The organism is Comamonas sp. SY3 (assembly GCF_041730275.1).
Taxonomy (GTDB): domain Bacteria; phylum Pseudomonadota; class Gammaproteobacteria; order Burkholderiales; family Burkholderiaceae_C; genus Comamonas; species Comamonas sediminis.
On the sequence record NZ_JBGTYN010000024.1, the window covers coordinates 40965 to 62781 of the forward strand.

The window sequence follows — 21817 nt, forward strand, 5'->3', positions numbered from 1 at the left end:
CCCATCCCTGATGTCTCCCTCCTCCCGCAAAGCCTGGCAGCTGCTGATCCGCAGGCTGCATCTGTACATCGGCCTGCTGGTCGCGCCGTTCATCGTGGTGGCTGCCGCTACCGGCCTGCTGTATGCGCTGACACCCCAGCTGGAAAACCAGCTCTACCGCAGCGCGCTGCAGGCCGAATCGGCGCCAGGCGCCCCGGCGCAGCCTCTGTCGGCCCAGGTGCAGGCCGCCTTGCAGGCCTTGCCGGCATCGGCTGCGGTGCTGGCCGTGCGCCCGGCGCCCGATGCGCGCAGCACCACCCGCGTCATGGTGGCCGATGCGGCGCTGGGCCCCTCGGAATACCGCAGCCTCTTTGTGAACCCCTACAGCCTGGCGCTGCAGGGCGACCTGACGGTCTATGGCACCAGCGGCGTGCTGCCGCTGCGCAAGCAGCTCGATCTGCTGCACCGCCAGTTGCTGATGGGTGAATGGGGCCGCACTTACAGCGAACTGGCGGCCTCCTGGCTGTGGGTGGCTGCGCTGGGGGGTGTGGCCCTGTGGTGGCTGTCGCGCCCGCAGCGGGCCGGCGCCCACGTAGCCCATGCTGCGCTGCGCCGTTGGCACCATGGCTTGGGGCTGTGGCTGCTGGTGGGCCTGCTGTTTCTGTCGGCCACGGGCCTGACCTGGTCGCGCTGGGCCGGCAGCCATTTTGGCCAGGCGCTGCAGCAGATGGGCTGGCAAACGCCGCGTTTGAACACCAGCCTGGGCACGGACGCCAGCAGCGCCCATGCCCACCACCAGCCCGCAGACCCGCATGCGGACCATGCAGAGCACCAGGCCGCGCCCATGGCCATGGCTGGTATGGCCGGTATGGCGGGTATGGGCCCCATGCCGCAGGACTTTGACAGCGTGCTGGCAATCGCCCGCCAGCACGGCCTGGCATCCGCCAAGCTGGAGATCCGGCCGCCAGCCGCTGCCAACAAGGCCTGGACGGTGACGGAGATCAACCGCTCCTGGCCCACCGAAGTGGATGCGCTGGCCATGGATCTGGCGAACGGGCAGGTGCTGGACCACAAGCGCTTTAGCGACTACCCGCTGGCCGCCAAGCTGACGCGCTGGGGCATTGACCTGCACATGGGCAGCTGGGGTGTGCTGAACCAGGCCTTGCTGGTGCTGCTGGGCGCCGGCATGGTGGCGATGGCAGTGACCGGCTGGCTGCAGTGGCGCAAGCGCCCGGGCCGCAGCCGCGAATGGCTGCATGGCCAGCTGACCTTGGTCCACCAGTGGCGCCAGCTGCCGCGCACTGCCGCGCTGGCCTTGTTGCTGGCGGCCATCGCCTTGGGTTGGCTGCTGCCGGTGCTGGGCTGCAGCCTGTTGGCACTGCTGGCGCTGGATGCCTGGATCTACCTGCGCCGATCGCACCCAGCCGCGCAACGCTAGGGGCCCTCTGCCAAACTCCCTGCCGTGGTCTGAACGCGGACTCGGGCGATCCACTGCGTTGTCTTCCTTGTCAATAGCTACGGCTATTGACCGCAAAAGACGCCTTGCGTCTCATCCCGATCCGCGTCCATCCCGCTTGGCGAGGGGTTTGCAGAGGATCCCTAGACCCAAAAAAGCCCGGCACAGAGGCGGTGCCGGGCAGGTGGACGGGGTTGGTTCGCAGCAGGTCAGTGCGGCACGATGCGCGCCGCCGTCCCCGTGGGCGCAAAGCTGCTGCGCCACTTCCAGCCCGCATAGGCACACCACAGCACACCCAGCACGGCAATGCTGCCGCCGACCGGGCCCAGGTAGTGCAGGCCGGCATGCATGCCCACCTGGCTGCCCAGCAACGCGCCTGCGCCAATGCCGATATTGAAGATGCCCGAGAACAGCGACATGCCCACATCGGTGGCATCGGAGGCCAGGCGCAGTACCTTGGCCTGCAGTGGCAGCACCATGCACAGCATGACCACGCCCCACACCGCACAGACCAGGTACAGCGCAGGCGGCCAGCGCGTGCTGGGCAGCAGCAGCCACAGGCAGGCGGTCAGCACGGCCATCGCGCCCAGCAAAAAGCCGCGCGGCCAGCGCATGCCAAAGCTGCTGAACAAGATGCTGCCGACAATGCCCATGCCGCCGTACAGCAGCAGCACCCAGGTGGTCACCTGGTTGTTCAGCCCGGCCTCGCGCTGGATCAGCGGCTCGATATAGCTGTAGACGGTGAACTGGGCCGTCACCATCAGGATCAGCAGGGCATAGGTGGCCGACAGCGCCGGGCGCTTGAACAGCACCGGAATGCTGCGCAGCGAGCCGGCATTCTCGCTGGGCAGCAAGGGCAGCATGCGCCACAGTACCAGCATGACGAGCAGCGCCAGCACGCCGATGATGCCAAAGGTCGTGCGCCAGCCCAGCGCCTCACCCACCATGCGCCCCAGCGGCACGCCCAGCACCATGGCCAACGTGGTGCCGGTGGCTAGCAGGCCCAGCGCCTGCGGGCGCTTGTCCTGCGGCGCAATGCGCACCGCCAGCGATGCGGTGATCGACCAGAACACCGCATGTGCCAGCGCAATGCCCATGCGGCTGATCAGCAAGGTGGCATAGTTCCAGGCGATGGCCGACAAACCATGGCTCACGATGAACAGCGCGAACACGCCCATCAGCAGCTTGCGGCGTTCGACATTCTTGGTCATCAGCATGCAGGGCAGCGAGGTGAGCGCGACGATCCAGGCATAGATGGTCAGCATCAGGCCCACCTGCTCGGTGGTCATGCCAAAGCTGCCGCCAATGTCACTGAGCAGGCCCACCGGCACGAACTCGGTGGTGTTGAAAACAAAGGCGCCCATGGCCAGGGCGAGCACGCCGAGCCAGGCCTGGCGGCGGGTCAAAGATGCGGAGTCAGTCATGGCAATAAAAAAGCCGCAGCCCCAAAGCGGAGAGCGGCTCGCCAGTGTGCCAAAAAACGCTTACCTGCCCAGAATGGCCAGGGAAAACCCTTTGATCCCGGTTGTTGGCAGCTGTCAGGCTGCCAGGGTTTGCGGCTGCAGTTGGTGCAATTGCTGCGCTTCCAACGTGCGGTGCAGCTGTACCGTGGCCGCGCAGGCGCGGGCCAGCTCGGCACCCTTCTTCACAAAATGCTGGTGGAAGAAATCGTGGTGCTCCTGCGATTCATGGAAGTCGCGTGGCGTCAGCACGGCCGAGAACACCGGCACGCCGGTGTCCAGCTGCACCCGCATCAGGCCATCGATCACGGCGGTGGTGACAAACTCATGGCGGTAGATGCCGCCGTTGACCACCAGGCCGCAGGCCATCAGACCCGCATATTGGCCGCTTTGGGCCAGGCGCTTGAGCAGCAAGGGGATCTCGAAGGCGCCGGGCACATCGTAGAGGTCGATCTGGTCGGCGCGCCAGCCGTGTTGTGCCAACTCGGCGAGGGCGGCATCGCGGGCCTGGTGCACGATGTCCGAATGCCATTGCGCGCAGACAATCGCCAGGCGTGCAGCCTTGTTGATGGAGTAAGAAATGCTGGAATGCTGATTCATGGTTTTGCTGTCCTTCAATGACCTGAATCAGGGCGCGCGCAAGCCCATGGCCGCAACCCGCGCACAGGCGCAGGAGGCGGCGAAGCTTTGCGCGATTCTCTTTCATCCGGACTGTGACCGTCGGCTCTGGCATCGCACCAGATCTGCTGACCTTGCGCAGCCGTAGGCCTTGCAAGCGCTCGCGGGCTCCTGGCTCCTCAAAGCCAGATACCGCCGGTGGGGAATTGCGCCCCGCCCTGAGAATAACGCTGAGCGGCTGCCGGCAAGGCCCTGGAGGGCCCAAGCCTGCTGCAGCTCGCCGGCCGATTGTAGAGGGGCTGCGATACAAACACCGTCACCCAGGTTTTTGATGCGCGGGCAACTTGTTATGCGTCTAGTTTTTCGGCTTTAGCTGCCGGCCTGCCATACATCGCCTGCGCTCTACACTGCGGTACCTGCGCGCGCCACCGATCCCCACCATGGCCTTGCTGAACTTCATGCTCTCCCGCCTCCCCAGCCCGCAAGGGGGCATCCTGCTGCTGTGCGACGCGCAGCAGCGCCTGCGCGCGCTGGACTGGCAGGGCTATGAAGCGCGCATGGCCTTGCTGATGCGCCGCCAGTACCCGCGCGATGCCGTCCAGATGCACAGCAGCGCGGCCGTGCCCGCGCCGGTGGCCGATGCCCTGGCCGCGTACTTTGATGGCGAGCTGCAGGCGCTTGATCGCCTGGAACTGGCACTGGGTGGCACCGATTTTCAGCGCCAGGTCTGGACGGCATTGCGCGCCATCCCTGCAGGCAGCACGCGCAGCTATGCCAGCCTGGCCGCGCAGATCGGGCGGCCGGCAGCAGTGCGTGCGCTGGGCATGGCCAATGGCGCCAACCCCATCAGCATCGTGCTGCCCTGCCACCGGGTGATCGGCAGCGATGCATCGCTCACCGGCTACGCCGGCGGCCTGGCGCGCAAGCAGTGGCTGCTGGCGCATGAAGCGCGGCACAGCAAAAAGCCCGCCTAGGGCGGGCTCGGGGAGGCTATCAGCACCGGTTTTGGCAGCTTATTCGCCGATCGGGGTCTTCTTGCCGTCGATGTAGTGGCTCAGGGTGTACAGAGGCACCTTCAGCTCGCCGTTTTCCTGGAACGCAATCTTCGCGGTCACGCCGTTGTACTCGGACTTGCGCAGCTCGGGCAGGTACTTCTTCGGATCGGTGGAATCGGCACGCTTCATCGCGTCGACGATCAGCATGGTCGCGTCATAGAAGTAAGGGCTGTAGACCTGGAACACGCCAGGGTTCTTGGCGTCATAGCGCTTCTTCCATTCGGTACCGCCAGGCATCTTGGCCAGCGATGCACCGCCGTCGGCGCAGACCACATTGCCCAAGGTCTTGGTGCCGGTGGCCAGCTTGGCCAGCTCGGCCGTGCAGATGCCGTCGCCGCCGAAGAACTTCACATTGGTCATGCCCAGTTGCACCATCTGGCGCAGCATGGGGCCGGCTTGCGCATCCATGCCGCCGTAGAAGATCGCATCGGGCTTCTTGGCCTTGATGGAGGTCAGGATGGCCATGAAGTCGGTGGCCTTGTCGTTGGTGAACTCGGACGCCACGATGTTCACGCCCTTGGCGCCCGCGTCCTTCTTGAACACATTGGCCAGGCCTTGGCCGTAGGCGGTGCGGTCGTCAATCACGGCCACGTTCTTCAGCTTCAGGGTGTCGGCCGCGTAGCCTGCCAGCGCAGCGCCCAGCGCGTTGTCGTTGGCGATGATGCGGAAGACGCCGGGGTAGCCAGGGCGGGTCAGCTCGGGGTTGGTGGCCGCGCCGGTGATGAAAGGCACACCGCAGTCGTTGAAGATCTTGGATGAGGGGATCGCGACGCCCGAGTTCAGAATACCGGCAACCGCCGCCACCTTGTCATCGCAGAGCTTTTGCGCAGCAGCCGTGCCTTGCTTGGGGTCGGCCGCATCGTCTTCGGCCACCACCTCGAACTTGATCTTCTTGCCACCGATGGTCACGCCCTGGGTGTTGAGGTCTTCCACCGCAAAGCGCACGCCGGTGACGTTGTCCTTGCCATAGTGCGCCTGAGGACCGGACAGCGGGCTCATCGTACCGATCTTCACCACCTCTTGTGCGCTTGCAGCCACGGCCATACCGGCCACCACCAGGGCCACTGCAGCCTTGATACTTTTATCCATTGCGTCGTACTCCATCAAAAGCGTCTGTTAAGCGCCACCGGTACCGGCATCTGCCGCCTTGCCACTTGTAATGGAGGCCGCACATTCGGTACATCATCGAACTCGATAGCGTGAGTGAGATTTTTTATCTACCGGGGCCTACGACGGTATTAGGACAAGTCCTGTAAAAATAGCGACACAGTGGGTTTGAAATCGCATATAAGCGCCAGCACGCAACGCATTCCAGCGATTGCTGCATTGCATCAATCGGAACGGTGAAAGCCGTTATTTGTCTAACTTCTCAACACCGACGAATACGGATATTGACATCCCACAACAGGCATGTCTCCTGCATACCACGCAGAGACTGTCTGTAAAGATTGGCAAAACACAGCATGGCTGTGGCATCGCCGTCAACCCCCAAGGCCGGAAAAACGTCTTTACATACATGGGCCCATGTCTCCGGTTTTGAGGGTGTAACGGTTAGCATTGGGAATCGCGATTGCTGGCCCTATGGCATCACGCAAGTCCTGCCACCACACAACCAGAAAGGCTCGAATATGAATCATCGTCATCTGCTCAGCATTGCCACCATCGCGTTCAGCGCGCTGGCCACGACCGGCTGCGTTGCCACCGGCAGCGACGGCTACTACAGCGATTCGGGCTACGGCAGCTATGGCGGCGGTTATGGCTATGGTTACCAGCAGCCTTCGCAAACCATTTATGTGCAGGACCGCTACAACGATGACCGCTATTACCGCGACCGTGAACGTGACCGGGACCGCGCAGCCCGCGAGCGCGAAGCCCGTGAACGCGAGCGTGACCGTGACCGCGATCGCCAGGCCCGTGAACGCGACCGCGACCAGCGCGCCCGTGACGAAGATCGCCGCCGTGCACTGGAGCGCCAGGCGCAAGACCGTGAACGCCAAAACCGCGAGCGCGACCGCAACCGCTTTGGCGAAAGCCGTCACCAGCAGGAATGCGCGGCCGCTGCCCGCCAGAATGCCGCTGGCAGCGACAATGTGCTGACCCCCAGCCGCCCCTGCCGCTAACCCGCTGACCCGCCCGCGTGCCGAGCGCGCGGGCTTATTCCTCAAGGAGTTTTCACCATGCGTACCATTCGTCTCGGAACGATGGCCATCGCTGCGGCCAGCGCCCTGCTCTTGGGCGGCTGCGTGGTCGCACCCGCAGACGGCGTGTACTACGGCGATGCCTATTCGACCTACTCCACCCCCAGCTATGGCTACGGTTATGGGGGCTACGGGTATGGCTACAACAGCTACCCCTACTACGGCAGCAGCTCGCTGGTCATCCAGAGCTCTCCGACTTACGTGTATGGCGGCGGCCGCCCCTATTACCGCCCGGGTGGCGGTTACTACCGCCCAGGCGGTGGCTATGACCGCCCCGGCCATGGCGGCAGCAGCCGGCCACCACCATCGCGACCCCAGCAGTTGGCACCCGGCACGGGCTCCAACTTTGGCCGCCCTTATGGTTCGGGCCCGCGCCCGGCAGCGCCCGCGTCGCGCCCCAACGGCGGCCGGTTTGGTGGGCAGTTCGAGCGCTAACCTTCGGTCACCACCATGCGCCTCATGCCACGCCCCCCTCTGCCCAGCCTTCGCTATGCCGCATGGCTGGGTTTTTGGTGTGCTTGCGCATTGGCGGCGCCGTTGGCACAGGCCCAGGTCACCCGCTGCGTGGACCCGGGCACGGGCAAGGTGACCTACACCGATGGCGCCTGCGCCAGCGGTGCCAGCGCGACCGAGATAGAGCGCCGCAAATCCGATGAGGAGCTGGCCCAGGACCGCGCCCGCGAGCAGGAAGCCCTGCAAGCCAAGGCCGAGCGGCGCCAGCAGGAGCTGGCCCAGCGCCGCCTGCAGGCCGATGAACGCGCCGAGGATTTGGCGCAACGGGCCGCCAACCGCCCCGCTCGTGCCAACCCCGCGCAGTCAGCCGCTTGCCAGCAATCGCGTGAGCGCTACAGCGCCGCATCCGAAGAGGCTGCCGACAAGACCATGGGCAGCCATGCCCGGCTCGATGCGGCCAAGCGCCAGATGGAGCTCGACTGCATGGGCCCCGAGGCCTATAGCCGGCTGGAGGCCAGCCGCCCCGCACCGACGGCGGTACTGCCCGCTGATCCCTATTGGGACGGCTACCCATACCGCCCCCATCGCCCCCGCCCACCGGCACCACCGCCCGCTCCCGCACCCAGCATCAGCCGCTGCGATGTGTTCAAGTGTGTGGATACGCAGGGCTATTCGCACCCCCGGGGCCAGATTGGCGAAACCGCACGGCCACCGAGCCCCGGCGCCAACCCGCGCAGCTGCCGCAGCCAGGGCGGCTCGGCACCCTGCTAGCCCGGGCGAGGCTCAAGCACCAGGGCCCGCCGCAGTGCCCGCCCCCACCAGGTACACAGCGGCCTGCAAGCCGTGGTGCACCGTCTGGTAGCGCAGTACCAGGCCCAGCTCCTGCCGCATACGCGTATTGCTCAGGCGCCGCGACTCGCGCATGAAACTCAGCAAGGTGGGGCTCAGTTGCTGCTCGGCCTCGGCCAGGCTGATGCGCATCGGGTGCGGCAGGCGCCACAGGTCAGCGGCCAGGTCAAAATAATCGCCCATCAGCATCGCAGAGTCATCGGCCACATTGGTGATGCGCTGCGGCCTACCGCGCCATAGCGCCCGCACCACCGCGCGCGCCAGGTCATCGGCATGGATGTGGCTGGTGTAAACATCGTCCTCGCGCCGCAACAGCGGCGTGCCGCGCTGCAGCCGCCCCAATGGGGTACCACCCTCGCGGTCGCCTGCGTAGATACCGGGGATGCGCAGTACATGCACGGCAGCGCCGCTGGTCACCAAGCGCCGCGCCCAGGCCCGCAATTGGCGTTCGGCATCGACCCGGCGCAGCGCCCGGGCGGTGCTGGCGCGCAGCGGATGGGTCTCCGTGACCCAGGCACCGTCCCAGTTGCCATAGACACCGCTGGTGGAGCCGTACACCAGCTGCGGCGCCTGGCCCGCGCGGCAAACCAGTGCTTGCAGCAGGTGGCGTGTGCGCAGATCGCGCGAGGCCAGCGTGGACGGCGTTCCCGCAGCGGGCTGCGCCGGTGGCGCCAGATGCACCACACGCTGGGCCAGCCCCGCCAGCCGGCGCAGGCTGCGCGGCTCGTCCAGATTGCCCAGCAACGGCGTAGCACCCAGGGCACGCAGGCTGTCAAAGCGCTGCGGCGATGAACTGAGCGCCCGCACCAGCGGGCCGCGCGCCGCATGCGCATGCTGGCCTGGCCGCTGCCACAGCTGCAGCACCCGCTGGCCGACATCGCCGCAGCCCACGATCAGCACCCGTTGGCGCCGAAAACGCGCCGGCAAGGCCTGGCCAGCTGCCATGGCGCAGCGCTGTCGGGGCCCGCTTCGCGGGCTTTGGTTTAAAGGCACAATAAGCTTTCGTGGTTCAGATGGCAGCCATCACACTGCAGTCTAGCGTCTGAACCTGCTTGCAAATGCCAGCGCTCACCCCATTTATGCAACCCCAGGCGCCGATGAGCGCCGTTGTTTTGTGTCGATAAGGAATTTTGGTGCAATGAGCTCTTCGTCCAGCGCGTTTCAAATTTCGGTCCTGCCCAGCGGACGCGCATTTGCCACCCAGGCCTCGGAAGCGATCCTGACGGCTGCGATCCGCAGCGGCGTAGGTCTGCCGTATGGTTGCAAGGATGGCGCCTGCAGCTCCTGCAAATGCAAGAAGCTCAGCGGCACCGTCGTGCATGGTCCCCACAGCGAACGTGCGCTGAGCCCGCAGGAAGAGGCCGACGGCATGATCCTGCCGTGCTGCGCCGTGCCCACCAGCGATGTGGTGATCGAGTCGCGCCATGTCACCGATGAAAGCGCCTTTCCGATCAAGAAAATGCCGGTGCGCGTGCAGACCATCGAGCGCTTGTCGCCCGATGTCGTCAAGCTGCGCCTGCAGCTGCCTGCCGCAGACAGCTTTCGCTACCACGCCGGTCAGTACATCGAGTTTTTGCTTGCCGGTGGCACGCGCCGTGCCTATTCGATGGCGATTGCGCCGCACCACCAAGACAGCGCGCCTGGCTTGGAGTTGCATATCCGCCACACACCCGGCGGTCTTTTTACCGACCACGTGTTTGGCGCGATGAAGGAGCGCGAGATCCTGCGCATCGAAGGCCCGTTCGGCAGCTTCTTCCTGCATGACGGCGACAAACCGATGGTCTTTCTGGCCTCGGGCACCGGCTTTGCGCCGATCAAGGCGCTCATCGAACATCTGCAGCACCACGACATCCAGCGCCCGGTGGTGGTGTACTGGGGCGGCAGGCGCCCGCAAGACCTGTATATGCACGACTGGATGCTGGCACGCAGCGCCGAGATGCCCCAGCTGCGCTATGTGCCGGTGGTTTCCGACGCGCTGGCAGAAGACGCCTGGCAAGGCCGCAGCGGCTTTGTGCACCAGGCCGTACTCGATGATTTTGCCGACTTGTCGGGCTACGAGGTCTATGCCTGCGGCGCGCCGATTGTCGTGGATTCCGCCCGCGCCAGCTTTACCAGCCAGCGCGGCCTGCCGGAGGACGCCTTCTTTGCCGATGCCTTCGTGACCGAGGCCGACAAGCAGAACCAGATCGTATGAACGGCTGAGACACGGGGTCTGACAGGGCGCAATCGCGGCCCTGTCCCACTTCCGCGTCACGGCATGTACATGCCCCAGCCGCTACACTAGAAAGTTTAGAGCCGCTCACACAGTCCAACCTGCGTTAGGGCCCCGCCTTGTCGTGCGTCTGTCATGCTGCAGGCTGGGCCCCTCGTCTGCAACGCCAAGCTTTGGCTGGCGGGGCTGTGCTGGCGGCACTCAGGGGATAGTGCCTGCTCGTCTCAGGCGCTTCGTCGTTATTCACTCTCGTCAAGAAGACACCAAACCATGCAACGCAGAAATATCCTGTTATCCACCGTCCTGGCCGCCGCCGCTTTCGCTGCACCTGCCGCTTTTGCGGCCGATCCGGTGATTCGCCTGGTCGTGCCTTACGCTCCGGGAGGTCCACTGGATGTCACCTCGCGCATCCTGGCTGAACGTGTCCGCGACCAACTGGGTACCGTGGTGATCGACAACAAGGCGGGCGCCGGCGGCAACATCGGTGCCGACATCGTGGCCAAGGCCGCACCGGACGGCCTGACCATCGGCCTGTCGGCGACGGCCACGCATGCCGTCAATCCCTGGCTGTACACCAAGATGCCTTTCAACGCCGCCAAGGATTTCACCGCCATCACCCAGATGGTGCGCGTGCCCAACGTGCTGGTGATGAACACCGAGCGCGCCAAGGCGCTGCAGATCAGCAATGTGCAGGAGCTGATCGCCTATGCCAAGAAGAACCCCGGCAAGCTCAATTTCGGCAGCGGCGGCAATGGCAGCTCCGGCCACCTGGCCGGCGAGATGATGAAACGCCAGGCCGGCATCTTTGCCGTGCACGTGCCCTACCGTGGCGCCAACCCTGCGCAGCTGGCGCTGCTGTCGGGCGAGGTGGATTTCAACATCGACAACCTGGCGGCCGCGTCGGCCAACATCCACAGCGGCAAGCTCACCGCGCTGGCCGTCACCAGCCTGCACGCCAGCCCGATGCTGCCCGGCGTGCCACCGCTGGCTGACACCCTCAAAGGCTTCGAGATCGACACCTGGTGGGGCCTGGTGGCACCGGCCAACACGCCGCCTGATGTGATCAACCGCCTCAACAAGGCCTTTACCGATGCGCTGAAGGATCCGGCCACCAAGACCCGTTTTGCCAGCCTGATGGCCGAGCCCGTGCCCACTACGCCGGCCGAGTTTGACAAGTTCATGGCCTCCGAGCGCAACAAGTACGAATCGGTGGTCAAGCTCTCCGGCGCCAAGGTCGACTAAGCGCCGCGCTGCGAATCCGTAGCGCCCAGCAAGAAGCCCCGCCAGCGTGCAGCTGCGGGGCTTTGTTCTTGTGGGGCGGTATCTTTCTCTCGCCGGCTCAGCGCCACCAGTCCGGCCCTTGGCTGCGCTGCACACCCTGTGGCAAAAGCGGCTGCAGCTGTGCCTCGCTGACCCAGGCCGGCGCCAGCTCCTGCAGCGGTGCCAGCACAAAGGCACGCTGCCACATGCGCGGATGGGGCACCTGCAGGTCGGGCATCGCGATCGACGTGTCGATATCCGCATAGAGCAGCACATCCAGGTCCAGCGTGCGCGGGGCATTGCGGTAGGGGCGCTCGCGGCCGGCGGCCAGCTCCAGTTGCTGCAGCAGGTGCAAAAGCTGCTGTGCCGACAGCGATGTGCGCAGCTCGGCCACGGCATTGAGGTAGTCGGGCCCGCTGGAATCCACCGGCCGGCTGCTGTACAACGACGAGACCGCCTGCACGGCCACACCCGCGCTGCCCGCCAATTGCCGCAAGGCCTGCGCCATTGCAGCACCCCGGTCGCCCAAATTGGCACCCAGGCCTATCCAGGCGCGCAAGCTCTGCCCAGCGGGCGGTGCGGCATCACCATTGGCCAGGCGCTGCGCCTGGCCCAACGCTTCAGTCGCCATGGGCGGCTGCATCACCACCATTGCCGCCACCTGCTGCACCGCCGGCATCACCCGCACCGGGTTTGCGGCGGCGGCGGCGGCGCTTCTTCGCTGGCGCATCGCCAGCGGCGGCGCTCTCGCTGTCGATGGCCTGCTGAGCCACCTGGTCCAGGCTGGAGCCTTCCTGCGCCTCTGTGGCGGCTGCCGGTTTTCTCGGGGCGCGCTTGGGCTTGGCAGCGCCTGCCTTGGGCTTGGCACGCTGCTCTTCACGCACCTGGGCGATCAGGTCTTCGCGGCGGGCCTCATCGGCCTGCTGGAACTCCTGCCACCAGTTGGCCAGCGCTTCGTCCACCTCGCCCACATCGGCGCGCAGACGCAGAAAGTCGAAGCCGGCACGGAAGCGCGCCTGTGCGATCATGCCGAACGGCGTGCTGCCGGTGCGCTTTTCAAAGCGCGGCTGCATCACCCAGATTTCGCGCATATCAGCGGCGAGCTTGCCCCGGCCGGAGACATCGCCGATGCGGTGGTTGAAGACATCGTCGATTGCATCCTGCAGCGCCGGGTGCGGGTGCTCGCCCTTGAGCATGCGCTTGTCCCAGCCCGCTTTCACGTCCTGCCACAGCACGCAGGCGAGCAAGAAGCTTGGCGCCACGCTCTTGCCTTCGGCCACGCGGCGGTCGGTGTCCATCAGCGCAGCCTGCACAAACGGCAGGTCGGCGCGGTCCACCACCACATCCAGCAGCGGGTAGATGCCCTTGGCCAGGCCCAGCAGGCGCAGTTGCTCGATCGAGGCCAGCGAATGCCCTGTCTGCAAAAGCTTGAGCATTTCGTCAAACATGCGGCTTTGCGGCACTTCCTGCAGCAGCTGGGCACATTCGACCAGCGGTTTGGCGGTCTTGGGGTCGAGCGTGAAGCCCTTCTTGCTGAGCTTGGCGGCAAAGCGCACGGCGCGGATGATGCGCACCGGGTCTTCGCGGTAGCGGGTGGCCGGATCACCAATCATGCGCAGCACATGCTTTTGCGAGTCGCGGATGCCCTTGTGGTAGTCCACGACGATCTGGGTCTGCGGGTCGTAGTACATGGCGTTGACGGTGAAGTCGCGCCGCGCCGCATCCTCGTTCTGCGGACCCCAGACGTTGTCGCGCAGCACACGGCCGCTTTCGTCCACCGCCAGCTTCATGCCGGCCAGTGCGGCCTTGCTGGTTTTTTCGTTGCCCTGCACCTGTTCGGCCTTGGAGCTGTCCAGGAAGGCCCGGAAGGTGGTGACTTCGATGACCTCGTTCTCGCGGCCACGGCCATAGACCACGTGCACAATGCGAAAACGCCGGCCGATGATGAAGGCGCGGCGGAACAGGCTCTTGACCTGCTCGGGCGTGGCGTTGGTGGCCACGTCGAAGTCCTTGGGGCGCAGGCCCAGCAGCAGGTCGCGCACGGCCCCGCCGACGATATAGGCCTCAAACCCCGCTTCCTTCAACGTGCTGCAGACATCCAGCGCCCGGCGGTCCACCAGCTTGGGATCGATGTTGTGCACATCAACGCCGACTTCCTCGCGCTTGCCAAAGGGGTTCTTGGTCTTGCTGGCCGCCGTGGCTTTGCCGAGCAATTTATCGATGATGGTCTTGATCATGCGTGAGGCTCCAGCAGGTCCAGAATGCGCCAGCCGCGTTCTGTCGCCAATTGGCGCAGGCGGTCGTCAGGGTTGGTGGCCACCGGCGTATTGACTTTCTCCAGCAGCGGCACGTCGTTCATCGAATCGCTGTAGAAGATGCTGTCCACGCTGTCCCAGCTCAGGCCGCGCTCGGCCATCCAGGCTTCCATGCGGGTGACCTTGCCGGCACGCATCGTCGGCACGCCATCGATCTCACCGGTGATCCAGCCCGAGGCATCACGCGCCAGGTTGACGGCCAGCAGGTGGTCCACACCCAAGGCCTTGGCGATGGGGCGGGTCACGAATTCATTGGTGGCGGTGACGATCACGATGGTGTCACCCGCGTCCCGGTGCTGCTGCAGCAGCGCCAGCGCCGCCGGCTGGATATGCGGCTCGATGACCTCCTGCATGAACGCGAGATGGGCGTCGTCGGCGGCCTGCGGCCCCAGTTTGCGAATGGCCTCGGTGGCAAAACGCACATAGGCATGGATATCGAGCGTGCCTTTTTGGTAATCGGCAAAAAAGGCCGCGTTGCGGCTGCCGAACTCCTGCTTGTCGCACCAGCCCTTGCGCAACGTGAACTCCCCCCATTCGTAGTCCGAATCGAGCGGCAGCAAAGTATGGTCCAGGTCAAAAAGCGCAAGCCTAGTGCTTGTGCCAGCAGAGTTATTCATTCAAAAAATCTCGGTTGTTGCTGGAAGAACGTGTTTGTGATCCAAGACCATTTACTCCGTCTCCAGCATGTCCTTGAGCAAGGGGATCGTCAGGCCCCTCTTATTGCGCAAGGCAAAATTGTCCAGGTGGTCCAACAGCTGCATCAGACTGCCCAAATCGCGTGAGAAGCGCTTGAGCATGTAATCCATCACATCGTCGGTCAATACCAGGCCACGTCGTTTGGCTTCATCCTTGAGCACGTCCCTGCGCTGTGCTTCGCTGAGCAGATGCAGCTGGTAGATCTCGCCCCAGCCCAGCCGGGTGCGCAAGTCGTCACGCAGTTTCAGGTCCGAGGGCGGCACATCGCCCGCCGCCAGCACCCAGCGCCGCGCGCCGGTTGCCGGGCTGGTGGCGTTGACGAACCAGTTGAAGGCCGCCGCCTGCTGCACCGGGTTGTAGAACTGCACCTCATCCAGAATCACCGCTGACCAACGCTCATTGAAAGCACTGGGAAAGCGCGTGCTCGCATCGAGCCAGCCCACCGGTGAGCCCTGCTCGCGCAAGGCCTCCGCGACCGCACGCAGCACATAGGTCTTGCCACAGCCCATCTCACCCCACAGGTAGGTCGGCACGGTCGAGCGCGGCGTGTCCCAGGCCTCATTGACCTGGGCATGCAGATGCGCGAGTGCTGCCTGGTTCGAGCCCGCAAAAAACCGGTTCAGGCTTGGCGCTGGCGCCAAGCCCAGATCCAAAGCCATTTGCTTCATGCGTCAACTCCTATCCGCACCCGTGCCCGCCGTGCGTGGGGCACTGCGTTGGTGAGGTTCGGATAAAAGGAAATCTCACGCATGGCTGCGTTCAATACAAGAAAGCGTTCAGTGTGGTTGGGCGCAACGCGCGCCAACTGGGGGCTCCCCTGCTCGGGGCATATGTACTGGCCAGAGGCGTACATGCAAACCCGTTGATTTTAGTCGGTAGTCACGACCGTGTGACACAAAAGGCCGAAGTGCCGCATTTATGCAGGAAATCGGCCACACCGCGCGCTGCAAATGGCTGCACAGCCGTTAACAGTGCACACCGGACGGGCATTCTGGCGCCTCAGGTATGGCTTGCGGCATAAAATCGACGTTTCTGGCCCCCGTTGGGTCAGGTTGTCAGCCTTATTGCCTTTGTAGTCCCTCATGAGCTCTTCCCATTCCTCCACCCCCCTTTCGTACAAAGACGCTGGCGTTGATATTGACGCAGGCGACGCGCTGGTCGAGCGCATCAAGCCCCTGGCCAAGAAAACCATGCGCGAAGGCGTGATGGCGGGTATCGGTGGTTTTGGCGCGCTGTTTGAAGTGCCCAAGCGCTACAAGGAGCCGGTGCTGGTCTCGGGCACCGACGGCGTTGGCACCAAGCTGCGCCTGGCTTTTGAATGGAACATGCATGACACCGTGGGCATCGACCTGGTGGCCATGAGCGTCAACGACGTGCTGGTGCAAGGCGCCGAGCCGCTGTTCTTCCTCGACTACTTTGCCTGCGGCAAGCTGGATGTGGACACCGCAGCAGCTGTGGTGGGCGGCATCGCCAAGGGCTGCGAGCTGTCGGGCTGCGCACTGATCGGTGGTGAGACCGCCGAGATGCCCGGCATGTACCCGGACGGCGAATACGACCTGGCCGGCTTTGCCGTCGGCGCTGTCGAGAAAAGCAAGATCCTGACCGGCCAGAACGTGCAGGCCGGCGACGTGGTGCTGGGCCTGGCCTCGCACGGCGTGCACTCCAATGGCTTCTCGCTGGTGCGCAAGTGCATCGAGCGCGCACAAAGCCAGGGCGGCCTGCCCGACACCCTGGACGGCAAGCCTTTCAAGAACGCCATCATGGAGCCCACGCGCCTCTATGTGCTCAACGTGCTGAAGGTGCTGGCAGCGCAGCCCATCAAGGCGCTGGCCCACATCACCGGTGGCGGCCTGCTGGAGAACATCCCCCGCGTGCTGCCGGAAGGCCTGGGCGCGCACCTGGTCAAGGGCAGCTGGCCCCAGACCGAGCTGTTCGCCTGGCTGCAAAAGACGGCGGGCATCGATGACATCGAGATGAACCGCACGTTCAACAATGGCATCGGCATGGTGGTGGTCGTTCCCGCCGACAGCGAACAGGCGGTCAAGGACGCCTTCTCTGCGCTTGGTGAACAAGTGTGGACGATTGGCAGCATCGGCCCCCGCGGCGCGGATGCTGCGGTCACGGTGCGCTAAGCTTCCCCGACAGGGCGGGCGCATTGAGCCGCCTGCCCCGTGCGCAGCACGGGCCAGTTCCTGGCCCTCCGACTCGCTCAGATGGATGGCCTACGATGCAACCGGATTCTGCAAAGCCCACGTCCAACAGCCCCGGCCAGCCGGCCAGTGGCGCTGCGGACCTGCCGCATGTTTGGCGGCCGCCTCCTGCGCACTGGGGCGTCAGGGTGGCCTCCTATGTGCTGATGGCCGCCGCCTTGCTGCTGATCATGCTCAATGGCCTGCTGGTGGGCCTGCTGGCCGCATGCGCCGGCTACACCTTCACGTTGTTTCTGGTGCACAAGATCCGCGAACTCAGCCGCGTGCCGGCATCGCTGAACACCCCTCCCCCGCTGTGGATGGAATACCTGTCCGTGACCATCGTGCTGGTGGTGCCCGTGGTGCTCGTGACCATCGGCCTGATCCACTCGCAGGGCTATCTGCTGAACGCGCCGCAGCAGTACCGCGAGATGCTGGTATCGATGGCCAAGACCCTGCTCGACCTGCGCAGCAAGCTGCCGCCCGAGTTGGCCAATGTGCTGCCTGACGGCGTGCAGGACCTGCAGCAAAGGGCTGCCGAGTACCTGGGCACCAAGGCAGGTGCCATTGCCAACATGGGCCGGCTCTGGCTCACCGGCCTGCTCTATGTGTTTGTGGGCCTCTTGATTGGCGCACTGGCCGCCGTGCGCCACAGCCGCCACTCCCATGCGCCGCTGGCCTACCAGCTGCAGCTGCGCGTGCAGCGCTTTGGCGATGCCTTCCGCCAGATTGTCGCGGCCCAGTTCTGGATCGCACTGTTCAACACAGTGCTGACCGCCATCTTCCTGCTCGGCATCCTGCCGCTGATCAACATGCGCCTGCCCTATAGCGGGGCGCTGATCATGCTGACGTTTTTTGGCGGCCTGATCCCCATTGTCGGCAACCTGGTCTGCAATGCCGTCATCACCACCGTGGGCCTGTCGGTCTCTCCGCTGACCGCCGTGGCCTGCCTGGCCTTTTTGGTGCTGATCCACAAGGCCGAGTACCTGATCAATGCCAAGGTCGTCGGCGCCAAAACGCATATGGGCGTCTGGGAACTGCTGTCGGTGATGTTTGTCGCGGAAGCCATCTTTGGCCCTGCCGGGCTGGTCGCAGCGCCGCTCTTTTACGCCTATCTGAAAAAAGAGTTGTTTGCGGCGCGGCTGATCTAGCATTCGTCTCCACGGGCATGCCACCCCAGGCAGGTGCAGATGCCCCGCCCCCGGTCGCTCCAGGTACAGAGCGCCAGGCATCCATCACAGCGCCCCACCTGCAGGGGCTGAGGCCAGGCCCATGCCTCTGCGTCTTGCGGTACCGCAGTCTGTCAGCCCCCGATCAGCGCGAACCGCACAGAGGGATGCCCAGGCCATGCCTTCCATGCACCATCGGCACCGCACAGGCGCAAAAAAACCCCGGTGATCAAACCGGGGTTCTGTGTACGAAATGCGCTGGGCCGTTGATCAATAGACTTCCGGAACATACATGGATGCGGGCACCGGCAGGCGCGTGTAATCCGGATGGCGCACCCGATCGGGCAGCACGACATTCTCGTGGTCCACATCGGTGTAGGGCACCTGCGAGAGGAAATGCGCGATGCAGTTCAAGCGCGCCTTTTTCTTGTCATCGGCATGCACCAGCCACCACGGCGCTTCGGGGATGTGGGTGCGCTCCAGCATCACCTCCTTGGCCTTGGTGTACTCCTCCCAGCGCACGCGGCTTTGCAGATCCATTGGCGACAGCTTCCACTGCTTGAGCGGATCATGGATACGCCCGAGGAAGCGCAGATGCTGCTCTTCGTCGCTGATCGAAAACCAGTATTTGACTAGGCGGATACCCGATCGCACCAGCATTTTTTCAAACTCGGGCACGGTGCGGAAAAACTCTTCGTACTGGTCGTTGGTGCAAAAGCCCATGACCTTCTCGACGCCAGCGCGGTTGTACCAGCTGCGGTCAAACAGCACGATCTCGCCGGCTGCAGGCAGGTGCGCCACATAGCGCTGGAAGTACCACTGCGTGCGTTCGCGGTCATTGGGGGCCGGCAAGGCCGCCACGCGCACCACGCGGGGGTTGAGGCGCTGGGTGATGCGCTTGATGACACCGCCCTTGCCTGCGGCGTCGCGCCCCTCGAACAGCACCACCACCTTTTGACCGGTGTGCTGCACCCAGTCCTGCAGCTTGACGAGCTCACCCTGCAGCCTGAGCAGCTCGCGAAAGTACTGGTAGTCATGCTCCGTCATCCCGGCGGCAAACGGCGTGCCCAGCATGCCATCTTCCATCTCGAGCTCCAGAGACTCGTCATAGTCATCCATCACGTCACGCGCAATCTTGTGCATGACGTCTTCTGGTGATATTCCCAATCGGTCTTTCATAATGGCGCATCCCTAGTGCTGCCATCTTGCCGAAGTTGTGTGACGACACAATGACAAAGAAATGTCAGAACCACGTCAAACGTTACATTCGTTGCAAATCTAACAAAGCCGCACGGATATACGCCGCATCCTCCGGATTGCCGGTGTGGTTCAGGTAGGCCTGCAGGTCTTCGCGCGCGCGGTCATGCACGCCCAGTTCTGCATAGGCCAGGCCCCGGTCGCGCAGCTCCGTCCAGGCATCGGGCAGCAGCACCAGCAGGCGGTTTTGCACCTCGATCAGCTTGGCCCAGTTCTTGTCACTGCGGTAGACCTCCTTCATATTGGAGAGCATGCGCGCAATGATGTCGCGCGGAGTGGCCGCCTGCAGGTACAGGCCCAGCGGCACATCGTCTTCGTCGACGCGGTGAAACGCCTTTTGCATCGGCTCCAGCATCTCGGCAAGCATATTGCTGGAAAACGACTGGCCCGACAGCGGGTCTAGCACGATCTGCCCTTCGGCCACACTCACCTTGAGCAGAAAATGGCCGGGAAAGCAGATGCCATGGGCGGGCAGCTGCAATGCCGATGCGAGCTCCAGCCATATGACAGCCAACGATACGGGGATGCCGCGCCTGCGGTGCAACACGGCATTGAGGCAACTGTTGTCCAGTGCGTAGAAGTCATTGGGATTGCCCTGAAACCCCCAGTCGGCATAAAACCGGTGGTTGAGCGCCTTGAGCCGGGTCAGCGCGCTGCGGCTGCTGGCATCGCGGCTTTCCATCAGTTGACCCAGCAGCTGATCGACCTCGTTCAACACCTGCTGGGTATCGAGTTGCGGGTATTCGATGCAGGCCACGGCAGCAGCCGCCTCCAGCAGCGGAAAACCCTCATCGCTGCTGACCAACGATTCGAAATGCTCCAACGGTGTGGGGATAGAAAAGCGGAAGTCCATACACATCCCAACTGCAGCGCCGCCGCATACATCGCTGGCACATTCGGGCGCTGCCTGTGCCATGACACCATGTATAGCACGAGACAGCCCCGAATGCAGGCCGTGTAGGACACAATTGTGCAAAAGCTGCGTAAATATGCAGGCTATCCCCCAGGAATGCCCTTAGGAACTAATGCCGGGCAGATGCCACCACTGCGCCTGCAGTGAGCGCAAGGCGCTCAGCGGCGCAGCAAGCTGCGCAGCTTCATGCCGGACAAGGCCAGCACGCCAAAGTACAGCAGCGCGGCGCCGGCCATCCACAGCGCCAGCAGGCCCACGCGCTCCAGACGGTGCGCGCCCATCGCCACCCAGTCGGTCATCTGTGCGCCCCAGGCCAGAAAGATGCCCAGCAGTGCCACCGCCAGCGAGACCCGGGCCAGAAAGATCCACCAGCCCGGCCTGGGCTGGAAGCTGCCGCGCCGGATCAGGCCCACCAGCAGCCACAGCGCATTGATGACGGCACCCAGACCAATCGACAAGGCCAGGCCGGTATGGGCCATTGTCGGCACCAGCACCAGATTCAACAGCTGCGTCAGCACCAGCACACAGATGGCAATCTTCACCGGTGTGCGGATGTCCTGGCTCGCATAAAAGCCAGGGGCCAGCACCTTGATGGCCACCATCGCCAACAGGCCCACGCCATAGCCTTGGAGCGCCAGCGCAATCTGGCCCACATCCGATCCCTTGAGCGCACCGTAGTGGAACAGCACCGCCACCAAGGGCTTGGCAAACAGCAGCAGGCCAGCCGCACAGGGGGCGGCCAGCAGCACCACGATGCGCAGGCCCCAGTCCAGCATCGCGCCATAGCGCTCGTCATCGCCCGCTGCCTTGGCCGAGGACAGCTGCGGCGTCAGCACCACGCCCAGCGCCACGCCCAGCAAGGCGGTGGGAAATTCCATCAGCCGGTCGGCGTAGAACAACCAGGTCACACTGCCAGGGGCCAGGTAGGAGGCGATCTGGGTATTGATCATCAGCGAGATCTGGGCCACGCCCACACCCAGCAACGCGGGCGCCATCAGCGACAGGATGCGGCGCACACCGGCATCGGCCCAGGCCTGCCTGATGACCGAAGGCCGGCACGAGATGCGTGGCAGCATGCCGATGCGGCGCAGCGCCGGAAACTGCACCACCAGCTGCAGCACGCCTCCGGCCATCACGCCGATGGCCATGCCGTAGATGGGCTCCAGCCCATGGCTGCGCATCCAGGGCGTCAGCGCCAAGGCAGCCACAATCATGCTGACATTGAGCAGCACCGGCGTGAAGGCCGGCACGATAAAGCGCTTCCAGGTATTGAGCACCCCGGCAGCCAATGCCACCAGCGACATGAAACCGATATAGGGAAACATCCAGCGCGTCATCAGCACGGCCGCGTCATAGCTGTGCGGGTTTTGCCGCAGGCCACTGGCCAGCAGCCAGACCAGCACGGGCGCTGCGACCACGCCCACCACACAGGTCAGCGCCAGAATCCAGAACAGCACCGTGGCCACACTGTGCACCAGGGTGCGCGTGCGCTCCTCGCCTTCCTTGGTCAGGGTGGTGGCAAGCACCGGCACAAAGGCCTGGCTGAATGCCCCTTCTGCAAACAAGCGCCGGAACAGGTTGGGAATGCGGAACGCTACATTGAATGCGTCGGTCAACGCGCTGGCACCAAACATGGTGGCCATCAGCAGGTCGCGGGCAAGCCCTGTGATACGCGAGAGCAGCGTAAACAGGGAGACGGTGGAGGCAGCTTTGAACAGTGACACCCGGGCAGTGTAGC

At 64.4% G+C, this 21817-nt stretch carries 20 protein-coding genes and 1 riboswitch; of the genes, 9 read left to right on the forward strand and 11 right to left on the reverse strand.

Annotated features, from left to right (window positions below):
* Window positions 1–10: 10 nt before the first annotated feature.
* A complete protein-coding gene (locus tag ACCQ08_RS21900) occupies window positions 11–1417 on the forward strand; it encodes a PepSY-associated TM helix domain-containing protein (protein ID WP_373450993.1) in 1407 nt (468 codons plus the stop codon).
* Window positions 1418–1644: 227 nt separating this feature from the next.
* Here the strand turns inward: ACCQ08_RS21900 and ACCQ08_RS21905 are convergent, their stop codons facing one another.
* Entirely contained in the window at window positions 1645–2859 is a 1215-nt protein-coding gene (locus ACCQ08_RS21905) for a sugar transporter (RefSeq protein WP_312413595.1), read from the reverse strand.
* 114 nt (window positions 2860–2973) lie between these two features.
* Window positions 2974–3495, reverse strand: a complete 522-nt coding sequence (locus tag ACCQ08_RS21910; RefSeq protein ID WP_373450994.1) for a 6,7-dimethyl-8-ribityllumazine synthase — start codon at window positions 3493–3495, stop codon at window positions 2974–2976.
* 90 nt (window positions 3496–3585) lie between these two features.
* Window positions 3586–3743, reverse strand: a riboswitch (FMN riboswitch).
* A gap of 210 nt (window positions 3744–3953) precedes the next feature.
* Here ACCQ08_RS21910 and ACCQ08_RS21915 point away from each other — a divergent pair.
* Window positions 3954–4487: a methylated-DNA--[protein]-cysteine S-methyltransferase gene (locus ACCQ08_RS21915; RefSeq protein WP_239808991.1), complete on the forward strand. Its 534-nt coding sequence runs from the start codon at window positions 3954–3956 to the stop codon at window positions 4485–4487.
* A gap of 39 nt (window positions 4488–4526) precedes the next feature.
* On the opposite strand, the gene ACCQ08_RS21920 is transcribed toward ACCQ08_RS21915, so the two are convergent.
* Entirely contained in the window at window positions 4527–5657 is a 1131-nt protein-coding gene (locus tag ACCQ08_RS21920) for a branched-chain amino acid ABC transporter substrate-binding protein (RefSeq protein ID WP_239808992.1), read from the reverse strand.
* A gap of 539 nt (window positions 5658–6196) precedes the next feature.
* Between ACCQ08_RS21920 and ACCQ08_RS21925 the strand changes: the two genes are divergently transcribed.
* Genes ACCQ08_RS21925 through ACCQ08_RS21935 form a run of 3 tightly spaced genes read left to right on the forward strand, consistent with a single transcriptional unit; the run spans window position 6197 to window position 7990 of the window.
* Window positions 6197–6688 (forward strand): hypothetical protein, encoded by a 492-nt coding sequence (locus ACCQ08_RS21925; protein WP_133857912.1) that lies wholly within the window; start codon window positions 6197–6199, stop codon window positions 6686–6688.
* A 57-nt stretch (window positions 6689–6745) separates the two neighbouring features.
* A complete protein-coding gene (locus ACCQ08_RS21930; RefSeq protein WP_239808993.1) occupies window positions 6746–7201 on the forward strand; it encodes a hypothetical protein in 456 nt (151 codons plus the stop codon).
* Between the two features lie 24 nt (window positions 7202–7225).
* Window positions 7226–7990: a DUF4124 domain-containing protein gene (locus ACCQ08_RS21935; protein ID WP_312807921.1), complete on the forward strand. Its 765-nt coding sequence runs from the start codon at window positions 7226–7228 to the stop codon at window positions 7988–7990.
* 12 nt (window positions 7991–8002) lie between these two features.
* On the opposite strand, the gene ACCQ08_RS21940 is transcribed toward ACCQ08_RS21935, so the two are convergent.
* A complete protein-coding gene (locus tag ACCQ08_RS21940; RefSeq protein ID WP_373450995.1) occupies window positions 8003–9013 on the reverse strand; it encodes an NAD-dependent epimerase/dehydratase family protein in 1011 nt (336 codons plus the stop codon).
* Between the two features lie 193 nt (window positions 9014–9206).
* Here ACCQ08_RS21940 and ACCQ08_RS21945 point away from each other — a divergent pair, with 193 nt between their 5' ends.
* Window positions 9207–10262: a CDP-6-deoxy-delta-3,4-glucoseen reductase gene (locus ACCQ08_RS21945; protein ID WP_239808996.1), complete on the forward strand. Its 1056-nt coding sequence runs from the start codon at window positions 9207–9209 to the stop codon at window positions 10260–10262.
* 288 nt (window positions 10263–10550) lie between these two features.
* Entirely contained in the window at window positions 10551–11522 is a 972-nt protein-coding gene (locus tag ACCQ08_RS21950) for a tripartite tricarboxylate transporter substrate binding protein (protein WP_312461817.1), read from the forward strand.
* Between the two features lie 97 nt (window positions 11523–11619).
* Here the strand turns inward: ACCQ08_RS21950 and folK are convergent, their stop codons facing one another.
* Genes folK through hda form a run of 4 tightly spaced genes read right to left on the reverse strand, consistent with a single transcriptional unit; the run spans window position 11620 to window position 15219 of the window.
* Complete coding sequence (gene folK / locus ACCQ08_RS21955) at window positions 11620–12171, reverse strand: 2-amino-4-hydroxy-6-hydroxymethyldihydropteridine diphosphokinase (protein WP_373450996.1); 552 nt, start codon at window positions 12169–12171, stop codon at window positions 11620–11622.
* Complete coding sequence (gene pcnB / locus ACCQ08_RS21960; RefSeq protein WP_312413568.1) at window positions 12161–13777, reverse strand: polynucleotide adenylyltransferase PcnB; 1617 nt, start codon at window positions 13775–13777, stop codon at window positions 12161–12163. Before pcnB ends, folK begins: the two co-directional genes overlap by 11 nt.
* Window positions 13774–14472 carry an HAD family phosphatase gene (locus tag ACCQ08_RS21965; RefSeq protein ID WP_312461820.1) on the reverse strand — a complete coding sequence of 233 codons (699 nt, stop codon included), beginning with the start codon at window positions 14470–14472 and terminating at the stop codon, window positions 13774–13776. The genes pcnB and ACCQ08_RS21965 overlap by 4 nt, the downstream gene beginning before the upstream one ends.
* A 51-nt stretch (window positions 14473–14523) precedes the next feature.
* Window positions 14524–15219 carry a DnaA regulatory inactivator Hda gene (gene hda, locus ACCQ08_RS21970; protein WP_239809000.1) on the reverse strand — a complete coding sequence of 232 codons (696 nt, stop codon included), beginning with the start codon at window positions 15217–15219 and terminating at the stop codon, window positions 14524–14526.
* A 414-nt stretch (window positions 15220–15633) separates the two neighbouring features.
* Here hda and purM point away from each other — a divergent pair, with 414 nt between their 5' ends.
* Complete coding sequence (gene purM, locus ACCQ08_RS21975; protein WP_239809001.1) at window positions 15634–16683, forward strand: phosphoribosylformylglycinamidine cyclo-ligase; 1050 nt, start codon at window positions 15634–15636, stop codon at window positions 16681–16683.
* Between the two features lie 95 nt (window positions 16684–16778).
* Window positions 16779–17891, forward strand: a complete 1113-nt coding sequence (locus ACCQ08_RS21980) for an AI-2E family transporter (RefSeq protein WP_312413562.1) — start codon at window positions 16779–16781, stop codon at window positions 17889–17891.
* A 288-nt stretch (window positions 17892–18179) separates the two neighbouring features.
* Here the strand turns inward: ACCQ08_RS21980 and ppk2 are convergent, their stop codons facing one another.
* The 3 genes from ppk2 to murJ all read right to left on the reverse strand — a co-directional run bounded on the left by ppk2 (window position 18180) and on the right by murJ (window position 21803).
* Complete coding sequence (gene ppk2, locus ACCQ08_RS21985; protein WP_239809003.1) at window positions 18180–19052, reverse strand: polyphosphate kinase 2; 873 nt, start codon at window positions 19050–19052, stop codon at window positions 18180–18182.
* Window positions 19053–19170: 118 nt separating this feature from the next.
* A complete protein-coding gene (locus tag ACCQ08_RS21990; RefSeq protein WP_239809004.1) occupies window positions 19171–20019 on the reverse strand; it encodes a SirB1 family protein in 849 nt (282 codons plus the stop codon).
* 218 nt (window positions 20020–20237) lie between these two features.
* Window positions 20238–21803: a murein biosynthesis integral membrane protein MurJ gene (murJ, locus tag ACCQ08_RS21995; protein ID WP_312413557.1), complete on the reverse strand. Its 1566-nt coding sequence runs from the start codon at window positions 21801–21803 to the stop codon at window positions 20238–20240.
* Between the last annotated feature and the right edge of the window lie 14 nt (window positions 21804–21817).

Excerpts from the sequence above, each read along its gene's own strand:
- ACCQ08_RS21940 (WP_373450995.1), bottom strand. The coding sequence starts at position 9,013 with ATGGCAGCTGGCCAGGCCTTGCCGGCGCGTTTTCGGCGCCAACGGGTG.
- purM (WP_239809001.1), top strand. The coding sequence starts at position 15,634 with ATGAGCTCTTCCCATTCCTCCACCCCCCTTTCGTACAAAGACGCTGGC.
- ACCQ08_RS21945 (WP_239808996.1), top strand. The coding sequence starts at position 9,207 with ATGAGCTCTTCGTCCAGCGCGTTTCAAATTTCGGTCCTGCCCAGCGGA.
- ACCQ08_RS21905 (WP_312413595.1), bottom strand. The coding sequence starts at position 2,859 with ATGACTGACTCCGCATCTTTGACCCGCCGCCAGGCCTGGCTCGGCGTG.
- ACCQ08_RS21980 (WP_312413562.1), top strand. The coding sequence starts at position 16,779 with ATGCAACCGGATTCTGCAAAGCCCACGTCCAACAGCCCCGGCCAGCCG.
- ACCQ08_RS21990 (WP_239809004.1), bottom strand. The coding sequence starts at position 20,019 with ATGGACTTCCGCTTTTCTATCCCCACACCGTTGGAGCATTTCGAATCG.
- ACCQ08_RS21965 (WP_312461820.1), bottom strand. The coding sequence starts at position 14,472 with ATGAATAACTCTGCTGGCACAAGCACTAGGCTTGCGCTTTTTGACCTG.
- ACCQ08_RS21935 (WP_312807921.1), top strand. The coding sequence starts at position 7,226 with ATGCCACGCCCCCCTCTGCCCAGCCTTCGCTATGCCGCATGGCTGGGT.
- ACCQ08_RS21900 (WP_373450993.1), top strand. The coding sequence starts at position 11 with ATGTCTCCCTCCTCCCGCAAAGCCTGGCAGCTGCTGATCCGCAGGCTG.
- pcnB (WP_312413568.1), bottom strand. The coding sequence starts at position 13,777 with ATGATCAAGACCATCATCGATAAATTGCTCGGCAAAGCCACGGCGGCC.
- ACCQ08_RS21915 (WP_239808991.1), top strand. The coding sequence starts at position 3,954 with ATGGCCTTGCTGAACTTCATGCTCTCCCGCCTCCCCAGCCCGCAAGGG.
- ACCQ08_RS21930 (WP_239808993.1), top strand. The coding sequence starts at position 6,746 with ATGCGTACCATTCGTCTCGGAACGATGGCCATCGCTGCGGCCAGCGCC.
- hda (WP_239809000.1), bottom strand. The coding sequence starts at position 15,219 with ATGAAGCAAATGGCTTTGGATCTGGGCTTGGCGCCAGCGCCAAGCCTG.
- ACCQ08_RS21920 (WP_239808992.1), bottom strand. The coding sequence starts at position 5,657 with ATGGATAAAAGTATCAAGGCTGCAGTGGCCCTGGTGGTGGCCGGTATG.
- ACCQ08_RS21950 (WP_312461817.1), top strand. The coding sequence starts at position 10,551 with ATGCAACGCAGAAATATCCTGTTATCCACCGTCCTGGCCGCCGCCGCT.
- ACCQ08_RS21910 (WP_373450994.1), bottom strand. The coding sequence starts at position 3,495 with ATGAATCAGCATTCCAGCATTTCTTACTCCATCAACAAGGCTGCACGC.
- folK (WP_373450996.1), bottom strand. The coding sequence starts at position 12,171 with ATGGCGACTGAAGCGTTGGGCCAGGCGCAGCGCCTGGCCAATGGTGAT.
- ppk2 (WP_239809003.1), bottom strand. The coding sequence starts at position 19,052 with ATGCACAAGATTGCGCGTGACGTGATGGATGACTATGACGAGTCTCTG.
- ACCQ08_RS21925 (WP_133857912.1), top strand. The coding sequence starts at position 6,197 with ATGAATCATCGTCATCTGCTCAGCATTGCCACCATCGCGTTCAGCGCG.